The sequence below is a fragment of the Mucilaginibacter sp. UYCu711 genome, assembly GCF_050433825.1.
Classification (GTDB): domain Bacteria; phylum Bacteroidota; class Bacteroidia; order Sphingobacteriales; family Sphingobacteriaceae; genus Mucilaginibacter.
On sequence record NZ_JBNPWM010000010.1, the window covers coordinates 183,067 to 206,770 of the forward strand.

The 23,704-nt window shown below is 43.2% G+C and carries 23 protein-coding genes; 14 read left to right on the plus strand and 9 right to left on the minus strand.

Annotated features, from left to right (window positions below):
• The first annotated feature begins 747 nt into the window (after nucleotides 1-747).
• Nucleotides 748-3,147, plus strand: coding sequence for an ABC transporter permease (locus tag ABIB50_RS20725; protein WP_429382867.1), 2,400 nt, complete (start codon nucleotides 748-750; stop codon nucleotides 3,145-3,147).
• Nucleotides 3,148-3,244: 97 nt separating this feature from the next.
• A complete protein-coding gene (locus ABIB50_RS20730; protein ID WP_429382869.1) occupies nucleotides 3,245-3,718 on the plus strand; it encodes a hypothetical protein in 474 nt (157 codons plus the stop codon).
• A 244-nt stretch (nucleotides 3,719-3,962) separates the two neighbouring features.
• Here the strand turns inward: ABIB50_RS20730 and hemA are convergent, their stop codons facing one another.
• The gene (hemA, locus tag ABIB50_RS20735; RefSeq protein ID WP_429382871.1) at nucleotides 3,963-5,189 is read right to left on the minus strand and encodes a glutamyl-tRNA reductase; all 1,227 of its coding nucleotides are present in this window, start codon (nucleotides 5,187-5,189) and stop codon (nucleotides 3,963-3,965) included.
• Nucleotides 5,190-5,345: 156 nt separating this feature from the next.
• Between hemA and ABIB50_RS20740 the strand changes: the two genes are divergently transcribed.
• The 3 genes from ABIB50_RS20740 to ABIB50_RS20750 all read left to right on the plus strand — a co-directional run bounded on the left by ABIB50_RS20740 (nucleotide 5,346) and on the right by ABIB50_RS20750 (nucleotide 7,702).
• The gene (locus tag ABIB50_RS20740) at nucleotides 5,346-5,723 is read left to right on the plus strand and encodes a DoxX family protein (RefSeq protein ID WP_429382872.1); all 378 of its coding nucleotides are present in this window, start codon (nucleotides 5,346-5,348) and stop codon (nucleotides 5,721-5,723) included.
• 68 nt (nucleotides 5,724-5,791) lie between these two features.
• Nucleotides 5,792-6,622, plus strand: a complete 831-nt coding sequence (locus ABIB50_RS20745) for an alpha/beta hydrolase family protein (RefSeq protein WP_429382874.1) — start codon at nucleotides 5,792-5,794, stop codon at nucleotides 6,620-6,622.
• 75 nt (nucleotides 6,623-6,697) lie between these two features.
• Entirely contained in the window at nucleotides 6,698-7,702 is a 1,005-nt protein-coding gene (locus ABIB50_RS20750; RefSeq protein WP_429382876.1) for an MBL fold metallo-hydrolase, read from the plus strand.
• Nucleotides 7,703-7,857: 155 nt separating this feature from the next.
• Here ABIB50_RS20750 and ABIB50_RS20755 read toward each other — a convergent pair whose 3' ends face one another.
• Nucleotides 7,858-9,594, minus strand: a complete 1,737-nt coding sequence (locus ABIB50_RS20755; RefSeq protein ID WP_429382878.1) for a thiamine pyrophosphate-dependent enzyme — start codon at nucleotides 9,592-9,594, stop codon at nucleotides 7,858-7,860.
• A 229-nt stretch (nucleotides 9,595-9,823) separates the two neighbouring features.
• Here ABIB50_RS20755 and ABIB50_RS20760 point away from each other — a divergent pair, with 229 nt between their 5' ends.
• Nucleotides 9,824-10,141: a hypothetical protein gene (locus tag ABIB50_RS20760; protein WP_429382880.1), complete on the plus strand. Its 318-nt coding sequence runs from the start codon at nucleotides 9,824-9,826 to the stop codon at nucleotides 10,139-10,141.
• Nucleotides 10,142-10,145: 4 nt separating this feature from the next.
• Here the strand turns inward: ABIB50_RS20760 and ABIB50_RS20765 are convergent, their stop codons facing one another.
• Both ABIB50_RS20765 and ispG read right to left on the minus strand, forming a co-directional pair.
• Nucleotides 10,146-10,676 (minus strand): dihydrofolate reductase family protein, encoded by a 531-nt coding sequence (locus ABIB50_RS20765; RefSeq protein ID WP_429382882.1) that lies wholly within the window; start codon nucleotides 10,674-10,676, stop codon nucleotides 10,146-10,148.
• Nucleotides 10,677-10,702: 26 nt separating this feature from the next.
• Nucleotides 10,703-12,706, minus strand: a complete 2,004-nt coding sequence (gene ispG / locus ABIB50_RS20770; protein ID WP_429382884.1) for a (E)-4-hydroxy-3-methylbut-2-enyl-diphosphate synthase — start codon at nucleotides 12,704-12,706, stop codon at nucleotides 10,703-10,705.
• A 98-nt stretch (nucleotides 12,707-12,804) separates the two neighbouring features.
• Between ispG and ABIB50_RS20775 the strand changes: the two genes are divergently transcribed.
• The 3 genes from ABIB50_RS20775 to ABIB50_RS20785 all read left to right on the plus strand — a co-directional run bounded on the left by ABIB50_RS20775 (nucleotide 12,805) and on the right by ABIB50_RS20785 (nucleotide 13,962).
• A complete protein-coding gene (locus tag ABIB50_RS20775) occupies nucleotides 12,805-13,020 on the plus strand; it encodes a hypothetical protein (protein ID WP_429382885.1) in 216 nt (71 codons plus the stop codon).
• Nucleotides 13,017-13,250, plus strand: a complete 234-nt coding sequence (locus ABIB50_RS20780) for a type II toxin-antitoxin system RelE/ParE family toxin (protein WP_429382887.1) — start codon at nucleotides 13,017-13,019, stop codon at nucleotides 13,248-13,250. Before ABIB50_RS20775 ends, ABIB50_RS20780 begins: the two co-directional genes overlap by 4 nt.
• 88 nt (nucleotides 13,251-13,338) lie before the next feature.
• Nucleotides 13,339-13,962: an RDD family protein gene (locus ABIB50_RS20785; protein WP_429382889.1), complete on the plus strand. Its 624-nt coding sequence runs from the start codon at nucleotides 13,339-13,341 to the stop codon at nucleotides 13,960-13,962.
• On the opposite strand, the gene ABIB50_RS20790 is transcribed toward ABIB50_RS20785, so the two are convergent.
• The 3 genes from ABIB50_RS20790 to ABIB50_RS20800 are packed head-to-tail and all read right to left on the minus strand — an operon-like array spanning nucleotide 13,959 to nucleotide 16,329.
• Nucleotides 13,959-14,945, minus strand: a complete 987-nt coding sequence (locus ABIB50_RS20790) for a LiaI-LiaF-like domain-containing protein (RefSeq protein ID WP_429382891.1) — start codon at nucleotides 14,943-14,945, stop codon at nucleotides 13,959-13,961. The two genes, ABIB50_RS20785 and ABIB50_RS20790, sit on opposite strands and share 4 nt — an antisense overlap.
• A 50-nt stretch (nucleotides 14,946-14,995) precedes the next feature.
• Entirely contained in the window at nucleotides 14,996-15,604 is a 609-nt protein-coding gene (locus tag ABIB50_RS20795) for a PspC domain-containing protein (RefSeq protein WP_429382893.1), read from the minus strand.
• Between the two features lie 20 nt (nucleotides 15,605-15,624).
• Nucleotides 15,625-16,329, minus strand: coding sequence for an SDR family oxidoreductase (locus tag ABIB50_RS20800; RefSeq protein ID WP_429382895.1), 705 nt, complete (start codon nucleotides 16,327-16,329; stop codon nucleotides 15,625-15,627).
• A 278-nt stretch (nucleotides 16,330-16,607) separates the two neighbouring features.
• On the opposite strand from ABIB50_RS20800, the gene ABIB50_RS20805 reads away from it, so the two are divergent.
• Both ABIB50_RS20805 and ABIB50_RS20810 read left to right on the plus strand, forming a co-directional pair.
• Nucleotides 16,608-17,339 (plus strand): MlaE family ABC transporter permease, encoded by a 732-nt coding sequence (locus ABIB50_RS20805; RefSeq protein WP_429382897.1) that lies wholly within the window; start codon nucleotides 16,608-16,610, stop codon nucleotides 17,337-17,339.
• Nucleotides 17,336-18,088, plus strand: a complete 753-nt coding sequence (locus ABIB50_RS20810; RefSeq protein WP_429382899.1) for an ABC transporter ATP-binding protein — start codon at nucleotides 17,336-17,338, stop codon at nucleotides 18,086-18,088. The genes ABIB50_RS20805 and ABIB50_RS20810 overlap by 4 nt, the downstream gene beginning before the upstream one ends.
• A gap of 91 nt (nucleotides 18,089-18,179) precedes the next feature.
• Here the strand turns inward: ABIB50_RS20810 and ABIB50_RS20815 are convergent, their stop codons facing one another.
• The gene (locus tag ABIB50_RS20815; RefSeq protein WP_429382901.1) at nucleotides 18,180-19,001 is read right to left on the minus strand and encodes a hypothetical protein; all 822 of its coding nucleotides are present in this window, start codon (nucleotides 18,999-19,001) and stop codon (nucleotides 18,180-18,182) included.
• Nucleotides 19,002-19,074: 73 nt separating this feature from the next.
• Nucleotides 19,075-19,905, minus strand: a complete 831-nt coding sequence (locus ABIB50_RS20820) for a hypothetical protein (RefSeq protein ID WP_429382903.1) — start codon at nucleotides 19,903-19,905, stop codon at nucleotides 19,075-19,077.
• 190 nt (nucleotides 19,906-20,095) lie between these two features.
• Here ABIB50_RS20820 and ABIB50_RS20825 point away from each other — a divergent pair, with 190 nt between their 5' ends.
• From ABIB50_RS20825 to ABIB50_RS20835, 3 genes are read left to right on the plus strand one after another with little or no spacing between them, the layout of a single operon-like run.
• Entirely contained in the window at nucleotides 20,096-20,980 is an 885-nt protein-coding gene (locus ABIB50_RS20825; RefSeq protein ID WP_429382905.1) for a class I SAM-dependent methyltransferase, read from the plus strand.
• A gap of 6 nt (nucleotides 20,981-20,986) precedes the next feature.
• Complete coding sequence (locus ABIB50_RS20830) at nucleotides 20,987-22,573, plus strand: N-acyl-D-amino-acid deacylase family protein (RefSeq protein WP_429382907.1); 1,587 nt, start codon at nucleotides 20,987-20,989, stop codon at nucleotides 22,571-22,573.
• A 39-nt stretch (nucleotides 22,574-22,612) separates the two neighbouring features.
• Nucleotides 22,613-23,671, plus strand: coding sequence for a hypothetical protein (locus ABIB50_RS20835; protein ID WP_429382909.1), 1,059 nt, complete (start codon nucleotides 22,613-22,615; stop codon nucleotides 23,669-23,671).
• Nucleotides 23,672-23,704 lie beyond the last annotated feature (33 nt).

Genomic DNA, 23,704 nt, shown 5'->3' on the forward strand with positions numbered 1-23,704 from the left:
ACGCCTAATGAGAGACCACTCATGGGATGGCTGTTTAACGAGGTTCAGAGCGTATATATTTGCACTCTTCTTTCTTGCGTCCGTCACGTCGATCTTTAAGGGGCTTTGTGCCCCTTTTTTATTTTAAATCTAACTTTAGTGTATCTCCGGGTTTGGGCGGATCTGGAAATTTGGGGAATGCCCTGTCTACCATCTTGTAAAAAGCCGCCCCCCATCTGGCGCGAGTATGCAGCGCAGGCCACTGTCAGGCGTACTCGTGACTAACCTACAGGCAAAGACCCTGATTAGCAAAGTGAAGAGATTGCTTCGTTCCTCGCAATGACGCGGTGGAGTTATGGTGGTGAGTTGCAGTAGTGAATTGTGATGTTGCACCCCTGTCTGCCAGTCCCTAACCTGTCGGCAACTTAGCGGACGGAAAGCCTTGCGTTAGCGATAAAAACGGATACTCCAAAGGAGTCCTTTGGACCGGCCCCTTCGAGGGCCTTAACGCAGGCCGTGGCTAAGGCCTTGCGCAGTATGAGTGGATAGCGCGGGCCGCAGGCAACGCCCACACGCCACTATCAAACTGCACCTATCCGTTGGTAATTAATTTAACATCAATATATTTACTAATTGTATCATAACCAAACTATGGCTGTTTCGGTTGCGTACACCGTACGGTACTATTCTGTGGTTAACATTCTGATAATTAATTATTTACATTATTGGCACGTATTTTAGGCTTAAGTAACTGTAAAATTGTGAACGATGCTGAAAAACTATTTTAAAGTAGCCTGGCGAAACATAGAAAAGCAAAAGGCTTTTTCATTTATCAACATATTTGGCCTGGCGGTGGGTATTGCCGCGTTTTGGCTCATTACCCTTTACGTTACCGACGAGTGGAGCTACGACCGCTATAATACCAAAGCCGACCGCATCTTCCGCGTGGTGCAGCACGGGCAGTGGAACGGCGGTAAATTCGACCTGGCGGTTACCTCGCCACCCTACGCCCCTACTTTAAAAGCAGATTTTGCGCAGGTGGAAGAGGCGGTACGCATTAATGCTGAAGGCGGCGGCAGCATTGTATACCATGATAAAAAAATTGGCGAGGGGGCTATGTTGTTTACCGATGCCGGTTTCTTTAAGATATTTACCCACCAGTTTTTACAAGGCGATGCTAATACGGCCCTGCAAAAGCCACAAAGCATTGTGTTAACCAAAACCCTTGCCCAAAACATATTTGGCGATGCCGGCAAAGCGCTTAACCAAACGATACAAGTAGATGGCACCGCTACTATGGTTACCGGCATTATTGCCGATGTGCCGGCGAACTCGCATTTTTCGTTTAAGGCCCTGCGCAGTATGCCGCCTGCAGATACGGGTTATGGTGGAAGCTGGGGTAACTCAAGCCTATATACATATGTGCTTTTAAAAAACCCCGGCGACAATAAACGGATAGAAGCGATGGGCGGCGACTTTTTCAACCGCCATATGAAAGCCGAGCTGGGCCCCATGAAGTTTAGCCTGCAACTGCAGCCGCTTACTGATATACACCTGCGGTCGAATTTAAGTTATGAGATTGGTGCTAACGGTAATATTACCTATGTGTATGTGTTTGGTATAACGGCTTTGCTGATACTGATCATCGCTATTATAAACTATGTTAACCTAACTACAGCCAGGTCATCTGTCCGCATTAAGGAGGTTGGCGTACGCAAGGTTATCGGGTCGGACAGGCAACAGCTCATGGTATTGTTTTTTGCCGAGTGTATCCTGTTAACCTTTATTGCCACCATCATAGCCATAGTAATTATACAAGCTGCGCTGCCTTATTTTAACCAGCTATCGGGCAAAACGTTAATATTGCTGCAGTTTGGAACTATAAAAACCATCATCATATTTGCCGCGTTCGCGTTGCTAACAGGTGTTTTAAGCGGCATTTATCCGGCTTTGTTCCTATCGGGATTTAAAACCATACCAGCCATGAAGGGTCAGCTGGGCAACCAACTCTCTACCATTATCTTCAGGAAATCATTGGTTACGTTTCAGTTTGTTATCACTATTGTGCTGATATCGGGATCGTTCATCATCTACAAACAGCTCAATTACTTTTTAAATAAGGACCTGGGCTTTAATAAAGCGCAAACCTTAACCTTCCATATTAATAACCGCGGCGTGCGCGGGCGGACAGATGCGCTTAAACAACTGCTGCTGCAAAACCCCAATATTGAAAGTGCCGGCATAGCCGGGAACCCCATTGGCAATAACAACATTGGCGGCGGCGATTTTAACCTTGGGCCTGACGGCAAGGCAACTGCCGGATCAAAAATAGTAGAGAACCTAACCATAGATGCTGATTTTATCCCCACGCTACAGATAAAAATGGCGGCTGGCCGCAACTTTTCGGCAGGCAATTTAACAGATGTAAAAGACGCAATTATTGTAAATGAAACTCTGGTTAAAGAACTGGGCTGGACCAACGCCGTAGGCAGGCGGGTACGCACGGGGGTTGATGAAAAGGGGAATATTATAACGCAAACCATTGTTGGCGTGGTAAAAGATTTTAACACCTATTCGCTTCAGCATAAAATATCGCCAATGGTATTGAATATGCCTGCCACAGCCGGCGATAAGGATAACCTGTACATCCGCGTAAGCCGCGGTAATATGCAGGCATCATTAAATTATATAACACAGGTATTTGGCAAATTTGATAACGAGAATAAACCCGAGTTTCATTTTCTTGATCAAAACTTTGCCGCACAGTACCAAACCGAGCAAAAACAGGGTACGATATTGCTGGTGTTTACCATATTGGCCATCAGCATTGCCTGTTTAGGTTTATTTGGCCTGGTAACGTTTACCGCCGAACAACGTGTTAAGGAGATAGGCATCCGCAAAACGTTAGGTGCAAGTGTGGCAAGTATTGTGCAACTGCTATCAACCGACCTGATGCGCCTGGTGATAATAGCCATGCTTATTGCCTGCCCTATAGCGTGGCTTGCAATGGATAAGTGGCTGCAGGGATTTGCTTATAAAATTGACATTAGCTGGTGGGTTTTCTTGTTAGCAGGAAGTGCCGCTGCCTTAGTGGCGCTGGCAACCATAAGCATACAATCTATAAAAGCAGCTTTAGCCAACCCGGTAAAGAGTTTAAAAGGCGAATAACGCCTGTCAGACTTACGAAGTTTTTGAAACTTCGTAAGTCTATATATTCTTGGCAGGATTTATGTACTTGTAGTTTAAATACAGATACACAACGATCATGAAAAAGATAGTACAATTTACGTTTACCGTTTTAGCCTTTGCTTTTATTTTACAGGCTTGCTCAACCACCAAAAGCTTAGTGGGAGCATCGCACGGCCATATTAATGGTACCTGGACATTAACCAATGTTAGTTATGATGGCCTTGTGCCCGGCGCCGTACATGATGTTTTTAACCAGGCGCCACCCTCAGCTTTTGTAAACAGCACCTGGAAACTAACCAATAGCGGCGACGGTATGTATACTTTAGCAAACGGTACGTCGCAAAGTATTTTCTGGAGTTACAATGATCAGGATAAGAGCAACCCTATATTCCAGTTTAAAAAGATCTATCAGGGCGATAAAGCTAAAAACATAACCGAAGGCTACCTGCTAAATGTTGTGCAGGTTGACGGCAGCTCGATGACCTTAAAATCGCCTATTGATGTGGGCAGTAAAACGGCTTATATTGTTTATTCGTTCCAGAAACAATAACAATAAATTACAATAAGTAAAGAGGCAAGGCAGGCGTAATATCCTGTTTTGCCTTTTTTGCTTTTAAAGATTAATTTCTTTAAGGTGTTTTTTGTTTTTTTTGTTTGATGCTGAAAACAAACGAACAGGCTGCGTTAGCGCCTACCTATCACCGTCGACTCACCCGGTCTGCGCTTTCGCTGGACCTGCCCTCTCTTCCCTTCGGAATGAGAAATTAATTAATGTAGAAAGAGAAGGGGGGTGCTTAATTATTGTTGATCAAAATATCCTTAGCCATTACCATAGGTACGCTAATGTATTTTTTCTCCATGTAGTTGATCACTTTATCCAACACCTCGCGCGATTGTGCGTCCATGCCTGATAGCTCTTCAGCAAATACACTGTTGATGGCGGTGTTACGGATCTCTTTGATCTTTTCGGGAACCTGGCGCATAGCTAACTCAACTTTGCGTTGTTTAAGCATCATACAAAACTCGGTTATGTTTTGTGCTATAATTTCTTCGGCTTGAGTAAGCTCAAGGTAGCGCTCCTGCAAGTTGCGTTTGGCAACTTCGTTTAACGAGCATACTTCGATAAAGTTAACCGGGAACTGCTCTAAAACCTCGGGAGCGGTATCGTTTGGTATAGCCAGATCAACAATGGTTTTCTTGGCAGTGCAGCCGTTTAAAAGCGATGCGTAGATCTCAGGGGTAATTATAGGCTCGGTTGCCGATGTACAGGTGATGATAACATCAAAACCCCTTTTATAGTCTTTTAAAGCATCTAATATAAAGGCTTCACCATTCAAATCGGTAGCCAGTTTTTGAGCTTTAGACAGTGTACGGTTAAATACCGAGAAGTTAGAGAACTTATGTTTTTGAAGATATTTGGAGATGTTTTGGTTGGTTTCGCCGGCGCCGATGATGAGGATGCGGGCGTTTGAACATAGCTTAAGATCATTAAGCTTGCGGTAGGCCAGTGATACTACCGAGATTGGGTTGCGGGAGATGTTTGTATGTGTGTAAACCTCTTTTGCGGTCTTGACCACACAGTTCATAAACATTCGCAGTCCGTCGCCGGTTAGGCCAGCCTCGCGGCAATTTTCATATGCCTTTCGCAGCTGGGCAAGGATCTCCTTTTCGCCAACTATCAGGCTTTCCAGCGAGCACGACATTCGTAACAAATGGTTCAGCGCGTCACGGTCTTCGTATATCGAAGCAGCATCAACAAAGGTGCCCATATAGTGCGAGCAAAGGCCGATGTTTAATGCCTTGATAAATTTTGCAGCAAATTCTTTGTCAACAACCTGCGGGGTTAGCATTACAAACTCAACGCGGTTACAGGTAGCTAAATAAAAAAGTTCGGTAATACCAAATTCGGCTTTCACCTGCTGGAGCTTGTCCGTTAGATTCTCCTCACAGATCACCAACTTCCCAAGTTCCTTCAGCTCTATCTGTTTGTGCGTAAAAGCTATTACTTTTAAATACTTCAAAGCAAAATTAAATTTGACCCGACAAAAATAACATACCAAAACACAATCACTGTCAAACCTTTGTCATACAGCTGCATTTAGAATGTTTATAAATAAACGGTTGTTAATTATTTAAACATCTGTTTTACAGCTAAAACCGTAGCTAAAATTATGAAAATGTTAAAAAAGATTAGTCTTACAATTCTCATATTTGTCTATACATGCGCCGGTATTAACCATTTCAGGGCTCCAAACGGCTACATCCGTATCATTCCGCATTATATTCCGTTCCCCGTATTTTTAAACGCCCTGGCGGGGACACTTGAAATATTGTTTGGGGTTATGCTGATATTTAAATTAACCCGCCGGCCCGCTGCGCTTGGCATTTGCTTACTGCTGCTGGCTTTTTTACCGGTACATATCCAAATGATAATTGATGCTCCTTTTACATTAGGTACGTTTAGGGTTACCCCTTTGGTTGCCTGGCTAAGGCTGGCCCTGCAACCGGTGCTGATACTATGGGCGTGGTGGCATGTTAAGGCCGATAAATTGTAACAACCCTATATAAATATCGTCTATAATTTGAACCATACGGCGTATTGTTGTAATATTGGTTATCTGCTATGATCAAAAAAGACTTTTTTACATTATCGGGCGCTAAAGGCCGGGGCATGTTAATGGACCTAACCTACGATGATACTTTTCGCGACGCGCCCCTGGTGATCTTTGCTCATGGTTTTAAAGGGTTTAAAGATTGGGGCACCCATAACCTGGTGGCCAGCTATTTTGCCCAAAACGGATATCGCTTTTTAAAATTTAACTTTAGCCATAACGGCACCACTACTGATAATCCGGTTGATTTTACCGACCTGATAGCTTTTAGTGATAACACCTTCTCGATTGAGCTTGAAGATTTAAACACGGTGATTGATTTTGCCTGTGGCGGCTCGGCCATACCGCGTGCCAATGGTGTTTATTTAATTGGCCATAGCATGGGTGGCGGCATCAGCATTGTTAAAACTGCCGAAGATAGGCGGATCAAAAAGCTGGTAAGTATGGCATCGATATCAAGCTTTCATAATCTCTGGCCCAAAAAAGCCGAAGAGCAATGGCGGTTACAGGGCATTTTGTATATGCTTAACAGCCGCACCAATCAGCAAATGCCGTTAAAAGCTACCCTGTTAGACGACCTGGATAAATACCCTACCCGCCTGGATATTTTAGCCAAAGCGGCTGCCATAACACAACCCTGGTTAATAATACATGGCGACGAAGATAAAACCGTACCCCTTAGCCATGCCAAACAATTAAAAGCGGCACAACCCCATGCCGGGTTTTTAATAATAAAAAATAGCGATCATACTTTTAATGCTACACACCCCTACGCTAAAAGTACATTACCGGCTCACTTGCAGGAGTTTTGCGACGCGGCCATCGCCTTTTTTAATAAATGATTAAAATGAACAACGACCTTTAATTAGATTGTTGCGTATAATAGTTATCATACTTGCAGAAACCTATAATAAATAATGAGCATCTCTCCATCACGAAAAAAACGCGGCAATTTTTTAAATCCCATACCAACCAACGAGGTTGGCTTTGATAAGATGATACCCTTACTAAAGGCGTATGCTACAAATAAAACCGAAGTTATACCCAAAAAACAACTTGGGCCTTTTAAAACTGATATTTCCATTTACCAAACGCCACCCAAAAGCGGCTTACGTATAACCTGGGTGGGGCACTCCAGCTTATTGATAGAGATAGACGGCAAAACCATATTAACCGACCCCGTTTGGAGCCAGCGGGTATCGTTTACACAATTTATGGGGCCTAAACGTTTTTTTAACCCGCCTTTAAAGTTGAGCGAGCTACCACCGCTGGATGCAATTATTATATCGCACGATCATTATGACCATTTGGATAAAGCCACTATTAAGTTTTTCGCCGGCTCAACTGTTCCGTTCTATTGTTCATTAGGGGTTAAAAGGCAATTACACAGCTGGGGAATTGAAAAAGATTACATTACATCGTTAGATTGGGGGGACAGCGCCATGCTGGACCATGATTGTGTGATAACCGCGACACCTGCCAGGCATTTTTCGGGACGCGGGATCCTTGGGCGTAATACAACTTTATGGTCGTCTTTTGTAATAAAGGGGAGCAAACATAATATATTTTTCGGTGCCGATTCCGGGTACTTCCCAGGGTTTAAAGATATAGGCCAGGCCTTTGGTCCGTTTGATCTTTCTATACTGGAAATAGGTGCCTATGGCGAATACTGGCCGGATATACACATGGGGCCTGACAAAGCATCAAACGCGCATTTGGATTTAAACAGTGCATTAATGATGCCCATACATTGGGGAACGTTTAACCTTGCCCTGCATGATTGGTATGAGCCTATTGAACGTTTAGAAAAATACGCCATCGATAAAAAAATAGAACTATTTGCACCGGAGCCCGGTAAACCTACCGAGGTTGACGGGGCATATAATTCGGGCTGGTGGAAACAGTATATGAGTGGTGAGTAATGAGTTTTGAGTGGTGAGTTTGTGTTAGAGTAAAACTCAGCACTCATAACTCATCACTCAAAACGTCTACAATACTTCCTTCAAATTAATGAGTTTTGAGTGGTGAGTTTGTGTTTGAGTAAAACTCAGCACTCATAACTCATCACTCAAAACGTCTACAGTACTTCCTTCAAATGTTTATAGTTTGATTTAACGGTTTCCAGCACCTCTTCCATCCTGCCGTTTAATACCAGTTTGGTCATGGATAATGCCATGCCTTTTACCTGTTCAAATTCAATTTTAGGCGGCATAGCCAGGGCGTTGGGGTCGGTCATTATATTCACCAAAACAGGGCCGTTAAATTCAAGCGCTTCCTGTAAAGATTTTTTAACGTTGCCGGGTTCGGTAACTGTTAGTCCTTTTATGCCCATAGCTTGTGCAACTAAAGCAAAGTCAGGGTTAACCATATCGGTTTGCCAATCGGGCAGGCCGGCAACTTCCATCTCCAGCTTTACCATACCTAACGACCGGTTATTAAACACAATGATCTTAACCGGCAATTTATATTGAGCGATGGTCATTAAATCGCCTAATAGCATCGATAAACCGCCATCGCCGCACATGGCTATAACCTGCCGGTTAGGGCAAGCCAGGGCAGCACCCAGGGCCATTGGCATAGCATTAGCCATTGAGCCATGGTTGAATGATCCCAGCATATCGCGCTTGCCCGTAGCGTTAATGTAGCGCGCTCCCCAAACGCAACACATTCCTGTGTCAACCGTAAATATCGCATCATCGGCCGCCAGTTCGTCCAACACGGCGGCTACCATTTCGGGGTGGATCTTATCGGTTTCGCCGCCGTCATCCACATAGCTTTTCAGTTGCTTTTTAACCTCGGCATATAGCGCTAATTGTGCTTTCAGGAAGCTATCATCCTGTTGCTGTTTAAGCATCGGAAGCAATGCTGTTAATGTATCCTTTACTGATCCTGCTAAGCCCATGGCTACTTTGGCCCTCCTGCCCAATCGTTCGGGCTTAATATCTATCTGTATAATTTTGCAATCGGTAGGGATAAATTGCGGATATGGAAAATCAGTACCCAGCAATATCAGCAGATCGCTTTCATGCATACTATGAAAAGCGGAAGGCAAACCCAGTAAGCCTGTCATACCAACCTCGTTAGGATTATGATGCTGGATACTCATTTTGCCTTTAAACGAATAGCCAACCGGGGCTTTCAGTTTATCAGCCAGCGCCACCACCTCATCATGTGCGTCAGCCGAGCCTATACCGCAAAAGATGGTAATTTTTTGATGTCCGGCAATAAGGTTGGCCAATTGTTTCAGGTCCTCATCAGCCGGCCTGACTACCGGAACCGGGTTATAATTTTGCGCGGAGGTTAGCCCTTCTTCAGCATCCATTTTTGTCAGGTCGCCGGGTAAGCCAATTACCGCGACACCCTTTTTATGCAAAGCATGCTGGATACCCGCCTGCAGCATTTTGGTAAACTGCGCCGGTGTATTGGCTATTTGATTGTAGTGGCTGCAATCGGCAAAAAGTTTAATAGTGTTGGTTTCCTGGAAAGAATCTGTACCAAACTCGGTACTCATTATGGTTGACGCTATGACGATAACCGGCGCCCCGGCTTTATGGGCATCATATAGTCCGTTAATTAAATGGACGTGCCCCGGGCCGCTGCTGCCGGCACAACAGGCAAAACCATTCAGTTGAGCTTCGGCGCTGGCGGCAAACGCGCCGGCTTCTTCATGCCGTACATGGATCCATTGTATGGTGCCTTCGCGCCTTACAGCGTCGTTTACTTCGTTTAAGCTATCGCCGGTTACGGCATATATTCTTTTAATACCCGCGTTAACCAGCATTTCTACCAGTTGATCTGCCACACTTTTTGCCATAATATTACCTGTTTAAAAGACTAACCAACGAATTGTTAGAGAGTTTTAAAATTTGTAACCGGGCGAATATTATAATATGTATTATACTAATTGGCCTGTTAGGACTTATTATTATTATCATGAACATACCAAAGCAATATTTGCAATAAAATATCAAACTTATTATAAATTTAACAACTGCTTAGCATTATTATTCGTAAATTTGCAACAAAGCAACAAATAGAGACATATGGAAAGAGTAGCAATAGTTGCTTATAAGCCCAACCCCGGCAAGGAGGAGGCTTTAAGAGCACTAATTAAAAAGCACGGGCCGGTTTTAAAACAAGAGGGACTTGTGACGGCCAAAGACAAATTTATTTTAGAAACTACAGACGGTACAATAGTAGAAGTGTTTGAATGGAAATCGGCACAGGCTATGAAAACCGCGCACACTAACCCAAAAGTGCAGCAAATGTGGCGCGAATATGCCGCAGTATCTACCTACACCCCTTTAAACCGTTTACCCGAAGCCGGTAGCTTATTTGCCCATTTTACTCCGGTAAATTAGGCAGCTATCGCTTCCTTAGGTAACGGCTTTTAACAAGCCCTCCGTAGTAAACATCGGTTTCGGTGTGTTCAAACTTAAGTTCTGAATTACCGGTACCAAATAACGGTATGCCGTCGCCCAAAAGGATAGGGATTTTGGTGATGATCATTTCATCTATCAGATCAAGCGATAAAAGGCTTTGTATGGTTTTACCGCCATCAACGTAAATATTATTTATGCCGCGGTTATTAAGCGCCGCTATTACTTCGGTTGGTTCGCCTTTTACAATTTCCGCTTTAGGTGCCCATTTACCGGGTAATACATCCAAAGTTTGCGTTAATACAAATACAGGTTTGGTGTAGATCCACTGGTCAAAATCCTGTACTATCTGGTAGGTTTTCCGGCCCATTAATACACCATCAATCCTGCTCAAAAAATCGGCAAACCCATAATCGCTTTGCTCAGGGTTAGGTATTTCCATCAACCAATCAATCCCGCCATCAACCTTGGCAATGTAGCCATCAAGGCTGGTTGCTATATAAACGATGTTAGGCATGTATTTATAGGATAATTAGTTTCGACTTAACTTTCTGCAGGTTCTATCCAGTTACCATCCTCGCGGATAATGCCTATCAACTCATCAAGCGCGTTTGCGGCATTAATATTTTTTTTAACCGCTTCCTTACCGCGATACAGCGTGATCTTATCAGTACCCGAGCCTACGTAGCCATAATCGGCATCGGCCATTTCGCCCGGCCCGTTTACGATACAGCCCATAATACCAATTTTTAATCCTTTTAAATGACTGGTACGACTGCGGATCATTTGCGTGGTAACCATCAGGTCAAACAAAGTACGGCCACAGCTTGGGCAGGAGATATACTCTGTTTTTGAGATGCGCGAGCGCGTTGCCTGCAAAATACCAAAGGCTGTTGAAGTTATAGTTTGCGTATCAACCTGCGGTGCATCAATCCAGATACCATCACCGAAACCATCAATTAATAATGCGCCTAAGTCGGTTGCTGCCTGTAGCTGTAAGTTTTGGGTATTAAGATCTGCGTCTTGATTATCGAAAGTGTAGGACCGTTTAATGATCACCGGTACTTCTAGCCCCAGTTCTTCCATTTGGAAGAAGAACGCACGCTGATCGGCCATGCCATGCAGGGCATCGGTTTCTAAAATAAATATTAACGAGCTATCCATCGGCAACAAACCAAATTCGTCCGTGTCAATATCAGCGGGTTTTATTCTCACCAGGTTTAAAGCCGATGAACGGTTAACATCGCCTGTAAACTCCTTTAGTGTAAATACCGGGTGACAAAGTGTTTTGTTGGCCAGTTTTTGCCAGGTTTGGTAGTTATATAACTGCTTCAAGTTTGATGGCAAATTAAACGACGGCAGCTCATCGCCAAAAAACACAAAGTCAACCGATTGTTCGGCCATATTGTATTTATCCAGCAATGGCGAATAGATGTAACCCGCGGGATTTAATACCCCGGCATCCTTTAAATTTTCTTTGGATAGATCTACCACTACCCTCGGCACCATATGCCCGCCTATAAAAGTGTTAGCTTCGTAAGTATGGCGTTTTTTGTATTCGTAAGGATTATGGGGAAAGTTATGAGTTGTGAGTTGTGAGTTGTGAGTTTCATTTTGGTTCTTAACTCTTAACGTTTGCCCCCTCTTCACATAACGCTCAACCAAAGCAATGGCCACGGGCGCTTCTGCCTCTGGTTCTTCGGTTAGGGATACGCGGACGGTATCGCCCAGGCCGTCTTCCAGTAATGTACCAATACCTACGGCAGATTTGATACGGCCGTCTTCGCCGTCGCCGGCTTCGGTTACACCTAAGTGAAGCGGATAGTTCATGCCTTCGGCAACCATAGTTTCAACCAACAGGCGGTAGGCTTGCACCATTACCTGTGGATTGCTTGATTTCATGGAAACCACCAGATTATAATAATTCAGGTCTTCGCACATCCTTATAAACTCCATTGCCGACTCTACCATGCCCTGCGGTGTATCGCCATAACGGCTCATTATCCTGTCGCTTAACGACCCATGATTGGTCCCTATCCGCATGGCGGTGCCATATTCCTTGCAAATATTTACCAGTGGTTTAAACTTCTGATAGATGCGTTCCAGTTCGGCCCGATATTGTAAATCGGTATAATCTATCTGGTCGAATTTCTTTTTATCGGCATAGTTACCCGGGTTTACCCGTACTTTTTCAACTATGCGCGCAGCCACCTCGGCAGCGTTTGGGGTAAAATGTATATCGGCAACAAGCGGTGTGTTATAACCCCGCTGGCGTAGTTGTTTTTTTATTTCGGCAAGATTTTGTGCTTCCTTAATGCTTGGTGCAGTGATGCGCACATATTCGCAACCCGCTTCAATCATCCGGATAGACTGCTCTACCGTACCAAGGGTATCCATGGTATCGGTAGTGGTCATGCTTTGTATGCGGATAGGGTTATTACCCCCCATAGGTACATCGCCAATATTAACCTCGCGCGTAATAAAACGCGAATACTGGGTTAACGAATTACAATAACGGCCGGGAAGTAATATAGTGGGGGCATCCATGCGGGTGTGAAAATATTTTTATGCAACAAATTTACGAAATATGTTATTGCGTCTAACCGTTATATTGTTAAATAACATTAAATTATTAAATTTGAGATATGACAACGCAATTTATAGTAAACGATAAAGGTGAAAAAACTGCTGCAATTGTGCCTATCAATGAGTACGAGAACCTGCTGCACCAGCATCATATAAATTTGGAAGTATCAGACGAATATAAATTGATGATAGATAAAATGCTTGAAGAAGAAGCTAACGGTGAAGCTTTATATATTTCTGCTGAAAGTATTAAAAATCGGTTCATGAATAAATGAATTATCAATTAACTTATAGGAATAAAGCCGAAAATGATTTAGAAGATATTGAATCTTATTACAATAAAATATCTCCAGCTTTAGCTAAACGCTTTTTTGTGGAGTTCTTTGATACAGTTCAGTTTATTGAAGATGAACCCAAACTATTTCAGGTGAGGTATAGAAAAATCAGAATTGCTCCATTGTACCGTTTCCCTTACGGCATTCATTACAAAGAAAACAATAATTAAATAGTTATTTTCCGGGTTTTACACACCAAAAGATACTTTAAATAATTTCCGTCAATTATTTACCTTTCCGCGTAACTTTACATCCACTATGAACGACGAATATTACCTGGTACAAGGCGGAGAGAAAACAGGCCCATATACTTTTAACGAGCTTATAAATATGGAGCTAAACATCCATACCGAGATCATTACCCCGCAAAGCGATAAGCCGCAATATGCATCAGAGCTGCCCGAGTTTGATAGTTACTTTGAGGGCCAGGGCATCTATTTCCCTACGCTGGATAACCTGGCTACACATGGCAAAAGGCTTAGCGCTTTTTTGATTGACTATTTCGGGATCTATATCATTGTTTCAAATGTGGTTACGCGCACCGGCGTGGTTGTATTACCGGCAAGCTACCGCTTTGGTGACCCGGTACCAACCGGCATGGCCATTCTTTCGGCCTGTATGTTTGCAACCTTTTTGGTATACAAAACCATTTGCGAAGTAAGCGGGCTAAAAGGCAGCTTAGGCAAAAAAATATTTAAATTGATAGTGGTTGATGTCAATGGTCAAAAACTATCACTCCCCAGGGCGTTTTTGCGCAACCTGGGGGTGATATTATCTCTTACCATATGGGTGCCTTTTTTAAGCGTGTTTTTTAGCGAACACCGCCAGGCATGGTATGATAGTTTGGCTAAAACTTACGTTGTAAGCACCAACCCTAATTAATATTTCTCTACTTTAAAGTCGGCCATACCGCCGCTCATTTTTATGTAAAACTTGTTTGTAGCGTTAGCAAAGCCGGGGGTTTCGTAATTTCCGTCGCCCTGCTTGTTAAAACCTTCAAAGTTGGTTGATGACAAGCCGGTGCTGCTTACAATATGGCAAGCCGCGTTTGCAGGGATGCTTATTACTACTGCCGACATACCGGTTGAAACATTAACATTGGTTGTTGCCAACGGCTGGCCCAGTTTTACATCAAACGCTGCAGCGCCGCCGCTCAATTTAAGTGACCGCACTTTAAATTTGCTCAGATCGAAATCCAATTTAGTAGCACCTGTTTTTACATCAATTTCCCATTCAGGAGCGGTGTTTAGTTTAAACACTGCTGAGTTTGTTTTGCTGCTATCTTTTTTATCATCATCGTCGCCAAAATCCAGGTTAATACCGTGATGGCCCTTCATGTTAAAATTAAGCACGTATACTGAGTCTTTTTGGCTGTGGTTAAAAACGTACCTGCCTTTATACTCGTGCGTGTTGGCAGTAAACAACTGGTTGGTTGTATCGCTTAAACGGTAGGTTGTACCGCCGCCGCTTATATTCAAACGAGCCACCTTAGTAGCGGCAGTGTATGGGGCGTTAAATTCGCTGTTGCCTTCAATTTTGGTTATTTTGCTATTATTGTCGCTGTCGTCATCATTGCCATCGCCGTCAAAATAAAAAGAGTCGCTTCCCCAGCGCCCATTATGGCCGCCAACATTTCCAAACAACATTAAACCGAAACCAAGGGCTACTATCAAAAGTTTTAATCCAATTACCCACGGCGCCCTCCTGTCTGAAAATATAAGGTTGATGCCCCACAGTACTATTACTAACGGGAACAAAAATATCAGGTTATGCCAGTGAAAATGTAAGTACCCGTAATTATGCAACAGTATAGCTGCACCAATTAATATTAGTATTACACCCGGAATTATTTTATCGTTTTTCATGATCTTATTTTTCTTATGTTGATGAAGCAACGCTTCATGATTTGTTAATATTAAACTGCCGGAGGTGTATCCTCTGTTTTATCTTCAACTTTTGTTTCAGTCTCTGCTGCCGGTTCAGTTACGTGCCAGTCGTCTTTTTCCCATGGTTCTACTTTCCTTTTAGAGAAAACCAATATACCACCAGCGGCAACAAATATTAACGGCCACAGGCGGTCAAAATCCCAGTCGGGCAATATATCGAAGTTATCTAATAAAAAGAACGATCCAAATGCTACCAAAGCCACACCTACAATAATACTGGCGTTTGATTTCTTTTTAGGGGGCATTACAAATGGCGCGCCTTGTTGCGGCGGCGTAAAGCTTCCGTAAGGGTTTGGTACGCTGTAATCTACCGGTGCACCACTTTGTGGCGGCACAGTGTAATCTACAACAGGGCCGGGACCGGCATTATTAAAGCCACGGTTATTAAAACCGTATACTTTTTTTGGCATCGCTATCCAGAATATGATATACGCCAGGAAGCCACCGCCATGAAATATAAGTGCCAATAAAAAGGCCACCCTAATAAGGGTAATGTCAATACTTAAATACTCTGCAAGGCCTGCGCATACGCCTGCTATCATTTTATTATGTTCGTCGCGCTGTAATTTCTTTTCCATTGTTTTAGTTTTTAGTTGGTTTACAATTGGCCGCCTGCCGGTTTAATAATTATCTGGTCGACGTTGGCGCCTTTACTCATTTTATAAATGTTTATAATTGCCGATGCGATGTCTTCGGGCAAAACCATAGTGTCTTTATTCACCTTTTGGCCATCCCATGAGGATGTTAATGTAGAGCCGGGAATAACCGCAGTTACCTTAACCCCGTAGTCCTGCATCTCTAACCTCATTACATTATTAAGACTTAACAAAGCAGCCTTTGTTACGCTGTACATGCCGGCATCAACCACAGGGTTAAGCGACGCTACAGAGCAGATATTAAAAAAATGTCCCTCGCCGGCGGCTACCATACTTTTACCGAAGAAACGGTACAACTCATAAGCAGGCATCAAATTGGTATTCACCATTTTCTCGAACAGATCACTCTCGTCATCCATTATTCTTGAAAATTGGTACATGCCTAAATTGTTAACTACGATGTTAATTGGGCCAAGTTCGTCGGCAGCGCTGTCGGCAAAAAATAACAGGTCTTCTTTATTGCTGCCATCGGCCACCGCTGTAAAAACTTTTATAGTGGGATTAATTTGCAGTAGTTCTGTTTTAAAAGAAGCAAGTTCGGCGGCGTTACGCGAGTTAATGGCAAGGTTTACACCTTCATGGGCAAAAGCTGCAGCAATTGCACGTCCCATTCCTTTTGTAGCGCCGGTTATTAAAGCATTTTTCATAGTACTAAAGTAGATATTATTGAAAGATACCGTATATATTAATCGGGGAACGGGGTGTAATAGTCGGTGAAATAATATTTACTTGCGGGCGAGAAGATTATTGGTTAAGTAAAATATTAATATTCAAAAACAAAGCGTTTTATATAAAATAGATTGCCAATAAACACTTAAACAAATACTATACTATTTGGTTAATAAATTTGTTGAGTGTAATTTATAGCTATTATAGCAATTGGCTCGAACCAAAAATGTATTTTTAACCGAATTTATATGATAGCATGTTTTACAGTTTAGGCAAATACATCCTTTTATTACGTTTAAGTTTCCGCAAACCGGAAAAATTCAGTGTTTACTGGGCAGAGGTAATGCGCGAGATGGTTTCCATCGGCATTGGCTCGTTAGGTATTATCGCCATCATATCTGTTTTTATCGGCGCAGCTACTACTATACAAGTGGCGTTCCAGTTAAGCAGTCCGTTTGCATCTGGGAGTATTGCCGGCAAGATAGCCCGCGATTCTACCATTCTTGAATTTAGCCCTACCATATCCGCACTGGTATTGGCCGGCCGTGTGGGCTCAAGTATAGCTTCGCAAATTGGCACCATGCGTGTTACCGAACAAATTGACGCGCTGGAGATAATGGGTGTTAATGCCCCGGGCTATTTAATATCACCCAAAATTATTGCCAGTATGTCCATGATCCCCTTATTGGTTATTGTGTCTATAACGTTAGGTATTACGGGTGGTTATATAGCCTGCCTTGCATCGGGCGATATTACACCTGATGATTACCTTGCCGGTGTACGCGACGGCTTTGACGGGCTAACCGTGCAAGTTGCTTTGGTTAAAGCTGTGGCATTTGGTTTCCTAATCTCATCAATATGCGCCTACCAGGGGTTTTATACATCAGGTGGTGCTTTAGAGGTTGGGCAATCATCAACCAAAGGCGTAGTATATAGCTGCGTTATGATTTTATTTGCCGATTTGGTTATAACCCGTATAATGCTATGATCGAGGTTAAGGATATTTATAAAACCTTCGGCGAGAACGAAGTATTAAAAGGCATCTCGGCAACTTTCCAGCAAGGAAAAAACAATTTAATTATTGGCGGTTCGGGCTCCGGTAAAACAACTTTGCTTAAATGTATTGTCGGCCTGCACGAACCCACAAAAGGAGACGTTTTTTTTGCCGGTGAAAACTTTACCGATATGGATTTTGAGCAGCGCGTACCTATCCGCACGCACATTGGAATGTTGTTTCAAAACTCGGCCCTGTTTGATTCTATGACGGTTGAAGAGAACATCATGTTCCCCTTAAACCTTTTTACAGAGCAGACCCCTGCCGAAAAACTTGACCGTGCTAATTTTTGCCTGGAGCGCGTTAACCTTGAAGGTAAAAATAAATTATACCCTGCCGAGCTATCGGGCGGTATGAAAAAACGTGTGGGGATAGCCCGCGCCATATCCATGCAGCCAAAATATTTGTTTGTTGATGAGCCAAACTCGGGCCTCGACCCAAAAACATCCATCCTTATTGACGAGCTGATAAACGAGCTGACCACCGAATATAACATGACCACCGTTATCGTAACCCACGATATGAACTCGGTTATGGGTATTGGCGAGCATGTCATATTTTTACATGAAGGAAAAAAATGGTGGGAAGGCAGCAATAAAGAAATTGCCAAAACCGACAACGAGGAACTTAACGACTTTGTATTTGCCAGTAAGTTTATGCGGGCCGCAAAAGCGAAGCTATAAGTTTAAAGTATCAGTAATTAGTATCAAGTATCAAGCCTTATAGAATATATTTTTGTCTTACTACTTGATACTAATTACTTGATACTAAAAATCACTTTACCAACGTATATGTTCCCCAGCAATCAGTACTTGATAATGCGCTGATGTAGGAGTTTGCCAGTTTTGGGTCGGCCACGTTCATGTTAACTATGGTACCATCTTCGTTACGGGTTATAATTACCCCCGGTACATAATCTATTTCAACCTCGTTAAGGGTGATGTTATAATTGAACTTAGTCAGGTCGGCTGCTGATAGGTCAAGCAATTTAAGGTCAATGGCCAACTCGTAAGTATACGCCATATTTTTACCGAATAACGCGCGGGCTTTTATCCCATCGGTATTATACATAGAGATAAGTGTGTCAAGGTCTTTTACCCCCGATAATCTTATTAGCTTTGCTTTGTGTATCAAAATAGCGTTATTAACTTTCATTAAAGAGTCGCTGAGCTTATTTGATGCCGCAGTACCCGGTACAATTTGCGCCATCGCGTTGACATTGATATTTGGCCTGTCTTTCTCGTCAAATACCGGGAAGGTAACCGTAATCCCCCCGTCTGTTGATTTTTTAGTACCTTTTACTACAGAGAATGAAACCCCGCCGTTAATAATTTTATTGATGATCTCTTTACGGGTGGCCTGTAAGGTCAGGTAAAGTTTTTTATCATCATTTGATATCGTATAAAAAGCCTGGATAGCCTTATTATAGGTTTGAAATTTATTATCCCACTCGGCCGGTTTGCCGTCGATCTTTATGTTAGCCGGGGCTTTAACGCTTGCCGTCTGTATCACCGGTAATTTTTGAGCATTAGTCAAAACCGGCAATAACAAAGCCGCCAAAAGCAGCCTGATGGGGGTACCTGTAAGTTTCTTCACTCCGTGGGTTAATTGGTTAATATAAATATACGTATTAACCTTGCGTAAAAACAATTTATTTACGGGGTTAAAATTATTGTTTTGCTAAGGTATACTCGCCCGAAAAATCTGATGGATAGGCAAAGGACATATTGTCCGGGCTTGGCCCGCCTATGTTACGTTCAGATCCATCGGGTGCCGTATATACCATCCTGTTACCACGGCCGCCGGGCACAGTCCTAACTTCGCCGGGTACACCGTTTATCATGATATTGTATTTGAATGATATAGGTGCTTCGCCAGAGCGTGCTATGTAGCTAAGTGGAATAGCTAACTCGTATGTGTAAAACAGTTTACGGTCAAAGCGGCCTAACGCCTTAAAACCCTCCGAGTTAAAAACAGATAACGTACTATCCTCGGCAGACGCTACACCAATAACGCCTATCAATTTAAATCTATTATTTATGTTAGCATTGTAAGCGGCCGCTACAGAGTCGGCCAGGTAATTATTTTTTACCGTATCCTTAACAATTTCGTAAGGATCTCTTAGATTAAAATAGCCCGGTGCCTCCTTTTTACCATACTGCGGATAAGTAACCACCAGCTTTGCGCCCGATTTATCTTTAGGCATTATGGTTAAAGAAATACCGTTTTGGGTGATCTTACGTATTATATTTTTTTCGGTAGCCTGCACTGTCAGGTATAATTTGGTAGCACTGTTTGATAGCGTATAGTAAACCTCGGTAGTACGGTTAAACGCCTGAAACTTATCGCCAAACTCGGTGTTTTTGCCATCCACTTTAATAGTAACAGGTGCGGCTATACTTGCTGTTTGTATCTTGGGTAATTTTTGCGCGTTGGCAATAACTGTAAATAACAAAGCCGGTAAAATCAGCTTAAAAACGGTAGTATTAAAATTTTTCATGCACTTATCTGTTAGCGACCTAAAAATACAGATAATCCCCCGCGCACAAAAAAGTTTTGCTTATTCTAACAAATATGTTACTGCAACACCCGCTTGCCAAAAATCCAGCTTACTGTCATATTAAATAGAGTTATCCTTATATTTGCAGGGGTATCTTGTTACTTGATACTATATACTTGATACTAAAAGAATGATCCAACTCCTTACCCCCACCCATTGGAAAGATTACGAGCTGATAGACTGCGGTGATTTTGAAAAGCTGGAACGCTTTGGCAACGTAATACTGATCAGGCCGGAACCGCAGGCGGTTTGGAGCAAAGTTTTGCCACAAACCGAATGGCAGCGTTTACACCATATCCGCTTTAAAGGGCGTTCGGCAACATCAGGCGAATGGCTAAAGAAAAATCCGGCTACGCCAGACAGGTGGCACGTTGAATATAAAAATCCCGAGGCGGCTATCAAATTCAGATTGGCCTTAACCTCGTTTAAGCACTTGGGTATTTTCCCGGAGCAGGCAGTAAACTGGGATTATATATCATCCAACATAAAAAAATTTAAAGCACCCGATCCTAAAGTATTGAACTTGTTTGCCTATACGGGCGGTGCGTCGCTGATAGCGAAAGCTGCAGGAGCTGATACGACTCACGTAGATTCGATTAAACAGGTAGTAACCTGGGGTAACGAAAACATGGAGCTATCGGGCCTTAAAGATATCCGCTGGGTGGTTGAAGATGCTTTGAAATTTGTAAAACGCGAAGTAAAACGCGGCAAAAAATACAACGGCATTATTCTTGATCCGCCTGCATACGGCCACGGCCCCAACGGCGAAAAATGGAAGCTGGAGGACCATATCAATGAAATGATGCAGGACGTGGTACAACTGCTTGATCCCGAAGAACACTTCCTGATATTAAACACCTATTCGCTTGGGTTCTCGGCTGTTATTGTTGAGAATTTGATAAAGAGTGCGTTCCCTAAAGTTCAGAATTTAGAGATCGGCGAGCTTTACCTGCAGGCAACATCGGGCATTAAACTGCCGCTGGGTGTATTTGGTAAGTTTTATAAACACAAATAACAAACTATGATGAGGAGCAAATTAGGCTTATTATCGCTGCTTTTTATTTCCTCTCTCTCTTTCGCGCAACAACATTTTGATATCGTCTTAAAAAACGGAAAGATAATTGACGGCACCGGCAACCCATGGTTTTATGGCGATGTGGGTATTGTGAAAAATAAGATTGTCAGGGTTGGCGACCTATCGCGTAGCAAAGCCACTAAAACTATCGACGCAACAGGGCTGATAGTAGCGCCCGGCTTTATTGATGTGCATACCCATATCGAAGGCGACGAAAAGAAAACACCCACTGCCGATAATTTTATTTACGATGGCGTTACCACGGTTATCACCGGCAACTGCGGCAGTTCAAATACCAACATCAAAAAGTATTTCGCGCAGTTGGATAGTATCAAACTATCTGTAAATGTGGCTACGTTAATTGGGCACAATACGGTGCGCGAAGCTGTGTTAGGCGAGGCTGCCGTTGCGCCAAACCCCGCCCAGCTTAAACAAATGGAAACCATTGTTGACAGAGCCATGCGCGATGGTGCCGTAGGGTTTTCTACCGGGTTGATATATACACCGGGTGTTTACTCAAAGACAGACGAGGTTGTAGCACTGGCTAAAGTGGCCGCTAAATATAAGGGTGTTTACACATCGCATATGCGGAACGAAACCGATAAAATTTTTGATGCCATTGCCGAAGCCATAGATATAGGCCGGCAAGCTAAAATGCCGGTAGAGATCTCGCATTTTAAAGTTGGCCTGCCTAACTGGAACAAATCGCCGGATATGATAGCCATGGTTGAAGCCGCGCGCGCTGAAGGTTTAGATGTTACGGTTGACCAGTATCCATATACCGCCAGCAGTACCACCCTAAATGTTATTATCCCCGAATGGTTACTTGCTGGCGGCCGCGATTCGGCGATAACGAAACTGGCAGATACCGCAATCCACCATAAAGTTGTGGACGAGATGATAAAAGACATGGCACGCCGTGGCCGCCCGCATTTTGATTATGCGGTGGTTGCGCAATGCCTGGCAGAACCCGGTTACAATGGAAAAAGTATAGCGCAAATAAATATACTAAAAGGTCGCCCGGCAACTATCCCTGCTGAAATAGAAACCATATTGGATATTGTAAAAACAGGAGGTGCAACTATGGTTTTCCACGGCCAAAACGAGGCCGATGTAGAAAACATTTTGCATTATCCGCTAACCATGGTTGCTTCCGATTCGGGCATCCGTTTATTCAACTCGGGCGTTCCGCATCCGCGGGGGTATGGCAGCAATGCACGTGTATTGGCCCACTATGTGCGCGAAAAGAATTTGATCCGGCTGGAAGATGCCATCCGTAAGATGACCTCGTTGCCGGCACAAAAATTCAACCTTACAGATAGAGGCTTGCTGCAGAGCGGCAAGTATGCCGATATAGTAATTTTTGATGCAGCGACGGTACAGGATCAATCTACCTTTGAACGCCCGCACGCTTATTCGACAGGTTTTAAATATGTTTTGGTAAACGGCCAGCTAACTGTTGATAATTTTAAACACATAGGTACCAGAAAAGGTGTTATTTTGCATGGCGCAGGTTATATATCAAACAAATAGGCAATCCTGTGTTATATCAACTGATCAAATAACTAATAAATGAAAAATATATTTCTGTCAACAGTATTATTGCTGTCATCGTTAGGTTTATTCTCTAACTGCAACCAATCAAACGGAAGCAAAAAAACTACCGGTACTGCGGCCTCTGCGGCCAAACCGGGCGCAGAGGCCGAACCTGCCGATACCACTACTATTGTAAAAAACAATTATCCACCAATAAATAAGGCGCAATACGATTCATTAATGAAACGTATGGCCCACGGCGATACGACCGGCAAATGGCCGGTTAAAAATGCACCCTATCCGTTACCGGGTGCAATTTTCCCATATAAAAGGGTTATTGCTTATTATGGTAACCTTTATTCTAAAAAGATGGGCATCCTGGGTGAGTTACCGCCAAGAGAAATGCTTGCCAAATTAAAAGGAGAATTAAAAAGCTGGCAACGCGCCGACCCAACAACCCCGGTACAACCGGCACTGCATTATATTGCCGTAGTAGCGCAAGGCGATGGCGGTAAGGATGGTAAGTACCGGTACCGCATGCCGTTTAAACAAATTGACAGCGTTTTAGCTATCGCTAAAAAAATTAACGCGCTGGTATTTTTAGACGTGCAGGTGTCGTTAAGCAATATCCAAACAGAGTTGCCTTTATTGGAAAAATACCTGATAATGCCACATGTGCATTTTGGTATGGACCCTGAGTTCTCTATGAAAGATGGTTCAAAACCAGGTAAAAAAATTGGCACTTATGATGCCAGCGATATCAACTTCGCTTCAAACTATTTAGCCGGTTTAGTTAAAAAGCACGGCTTACCGCCAAAAGTTTTAATTGTACACCGCTTCACCAAAAAAATGGTGACTAATTACAAAAACATTAAACTACGCCCCGAAGTACAAATAGTTATGGATATGGATGGCTGGGGCGAGCCTGACTTGAAAGAAGGCACCTGGCGCTACTTTATTTATAACGAGCCGGTACAGTTTACAGGCTTTAAGTTATTCTATAAAAACGACATCAAAAAGGCGCCGCACCATATGTTAACGCCAGAGGAGGTTTTGAAAAAGAAACCTTACCCGATGTATATACAGTATCAATAGCAGTACCCGAACCTTTCTGCAATAGGCGGAAGG

What these genes read in the sequence shown, in the direction of transcription:
- ABIB50_RS20830 (WP_429382907.1), top strand. Translation starts at nt 20,987, where the DNA reads ATGATGAGGAGCAAATTAGGCTTATTATCGCTGCTTTTTATTTCCTCT.
- ABIB50_RS20760 (WP_429382880.1), top strand. Translation starts at nt 9,824, where the DNA reads ATGGAAAGAGTAGCAATAGTTGCTTATAAGCCCAACCCCGGCAAGGAG.
- ABIB50_RS20775 (WP_429382885.1), top strand. Translation starts at nt 12,805, where the DNA reads ATGACAACGCAATTTATAGTAAACGATAAAGGTGAAAAAACTGCTGCA.
- ABIB50_RS20810 (WP_429382899.1), top strand. Translation starts at nt 17,336, where the DNA reads ATGATCGAGGTTAAGGATATTTATAAAACCTTCGGCGAGAACGAAGTA.
- ABIB50_RS20755 (WP_429382878.1), bottom strand. Translation starts at nt 9,594, where the DNA reads ATGGCAAAAAGTGTGGCAGATCAACTGGTAGAAATGCTGGTTAACGCG.
- ABIB50_RS20750 (WP_429382876.1), top strand. Translation starts at nt 6,698, where the DNA reads ATGAGCATCTCTCCATCACGAAAAAAACGCGGCAATTTTTTAAATCCC.
- ABIB50_RS20825 (WP_429382905.1), top strand. Translation starts at nt 20,096, where the DNA reads ATGATCCAACTCCTTACCCCCACCCATTGGAAAGATTACGAGCTGATA.
- ABIB50_RS20820 (WP_429382903.1), bottom strand. Translation starts at nt 19,905, where the DNA reads ATGAAAAATTTTAATACTACCGTTTTTAAGCTGATTTTACCGGCTTTG.
- ABIB50_RS20835 (WP_429382909.1), top strand. Translation starts at nt 22,613, where the DNA reads ATGAAAAATATATTTCTGTCAACAGTATTATTGCTGTCATCGTTAGGT.
- ispG (WP_429382884.1), bottom strand. Translation starts at nt 12,706, where the DNA reads ATGGATGCCCCCACTATATTACTTCCCGGCCGTTATTGTAATTCGTTA.
- ABIB50_RS20740 (WP_429382872.1), top strand. Translation starts at nt 5,346, where the DNA reads ATGTTAAAAAAGATTAGTCTTACAATTCTCATATTTGTCTATACATGC.
- ABIB50_RS20805 (WP_429382897.1), top strand. Translation starts at nt 16,608, where the DNA reads ATGTTTTACAGTTTAGGCAAATACATCCTTTTATTACGTTTAAGTTTC.
- ABIB50_RS20795 (WP_429382893.1), bottom strand. Translation starts at nt 15,604, where the DNA reads ATGGAAAAGAAATTACAGCGCGACGAACATAATAAAATGATAGCAGGC.
- ABIB50_RS20745 (WP_429382874.1), top strand. Translation starts at nt 5,792, where the DNA reads ATGATCAAAAAAGACTTTTTTACATTATCGGGCGCTAAAGGCCGGGGC.
- ABIB50_RS20780 (WP_429382887.1), top strand. Translation starts at nt 13,017, where the DNA reads ATGAATTATCAATTAACTTATAGGAATAAAGCCGAAAATGATTTAGAA.
- ABIB50_RS20800 (WP_429382895.1), bottom strand. Translation starts at nt 16,329, where the DNA reads ATGAAAAATGCTTTAATAACCGGCGCTACAAAAGGAATGGGACGTGCA.
- ABIB50_RS20785 (WP_429382889.1), top strand. Translation starts at nt 13,339, where the DNA reads ATGAACGACGAATATTACCTGGTACAAGGCGGAGAGAAAACAGGCCCA.
- ABIB50_RS20725 (WP_429382867.1), top strand. Translation starts at nt 748, where the DNA reads ATGCTGAAAAACTATTTTAAAGTAGCCTGGCGAAACATAGAAAAGCAA.
- ABIB50_RS20790 (WP_429382891.1), bottom strand. Translation starts at nt 14,945, where the DNA reads ATGAAAAACGATAAAATAATTCCGGGTGTAATACTAATATTAATTGGT.
- ABIB50_RS20765 (WP_429382882.1), bottom strand. Translation starts at nt 10,676, where the DNA reads ATGCCTAACATCGTTTATATAGCAACCAGCCTTGATGGCTACATTGCC.
- ABIB50_RS20730 (WP_429382869.1), top strand. Translation starts at nt 3,245, where the DNA reads ATGAAAAAGATAGTACAATTTACGTTTACCGTTTTAGCCTTTGCTTTT.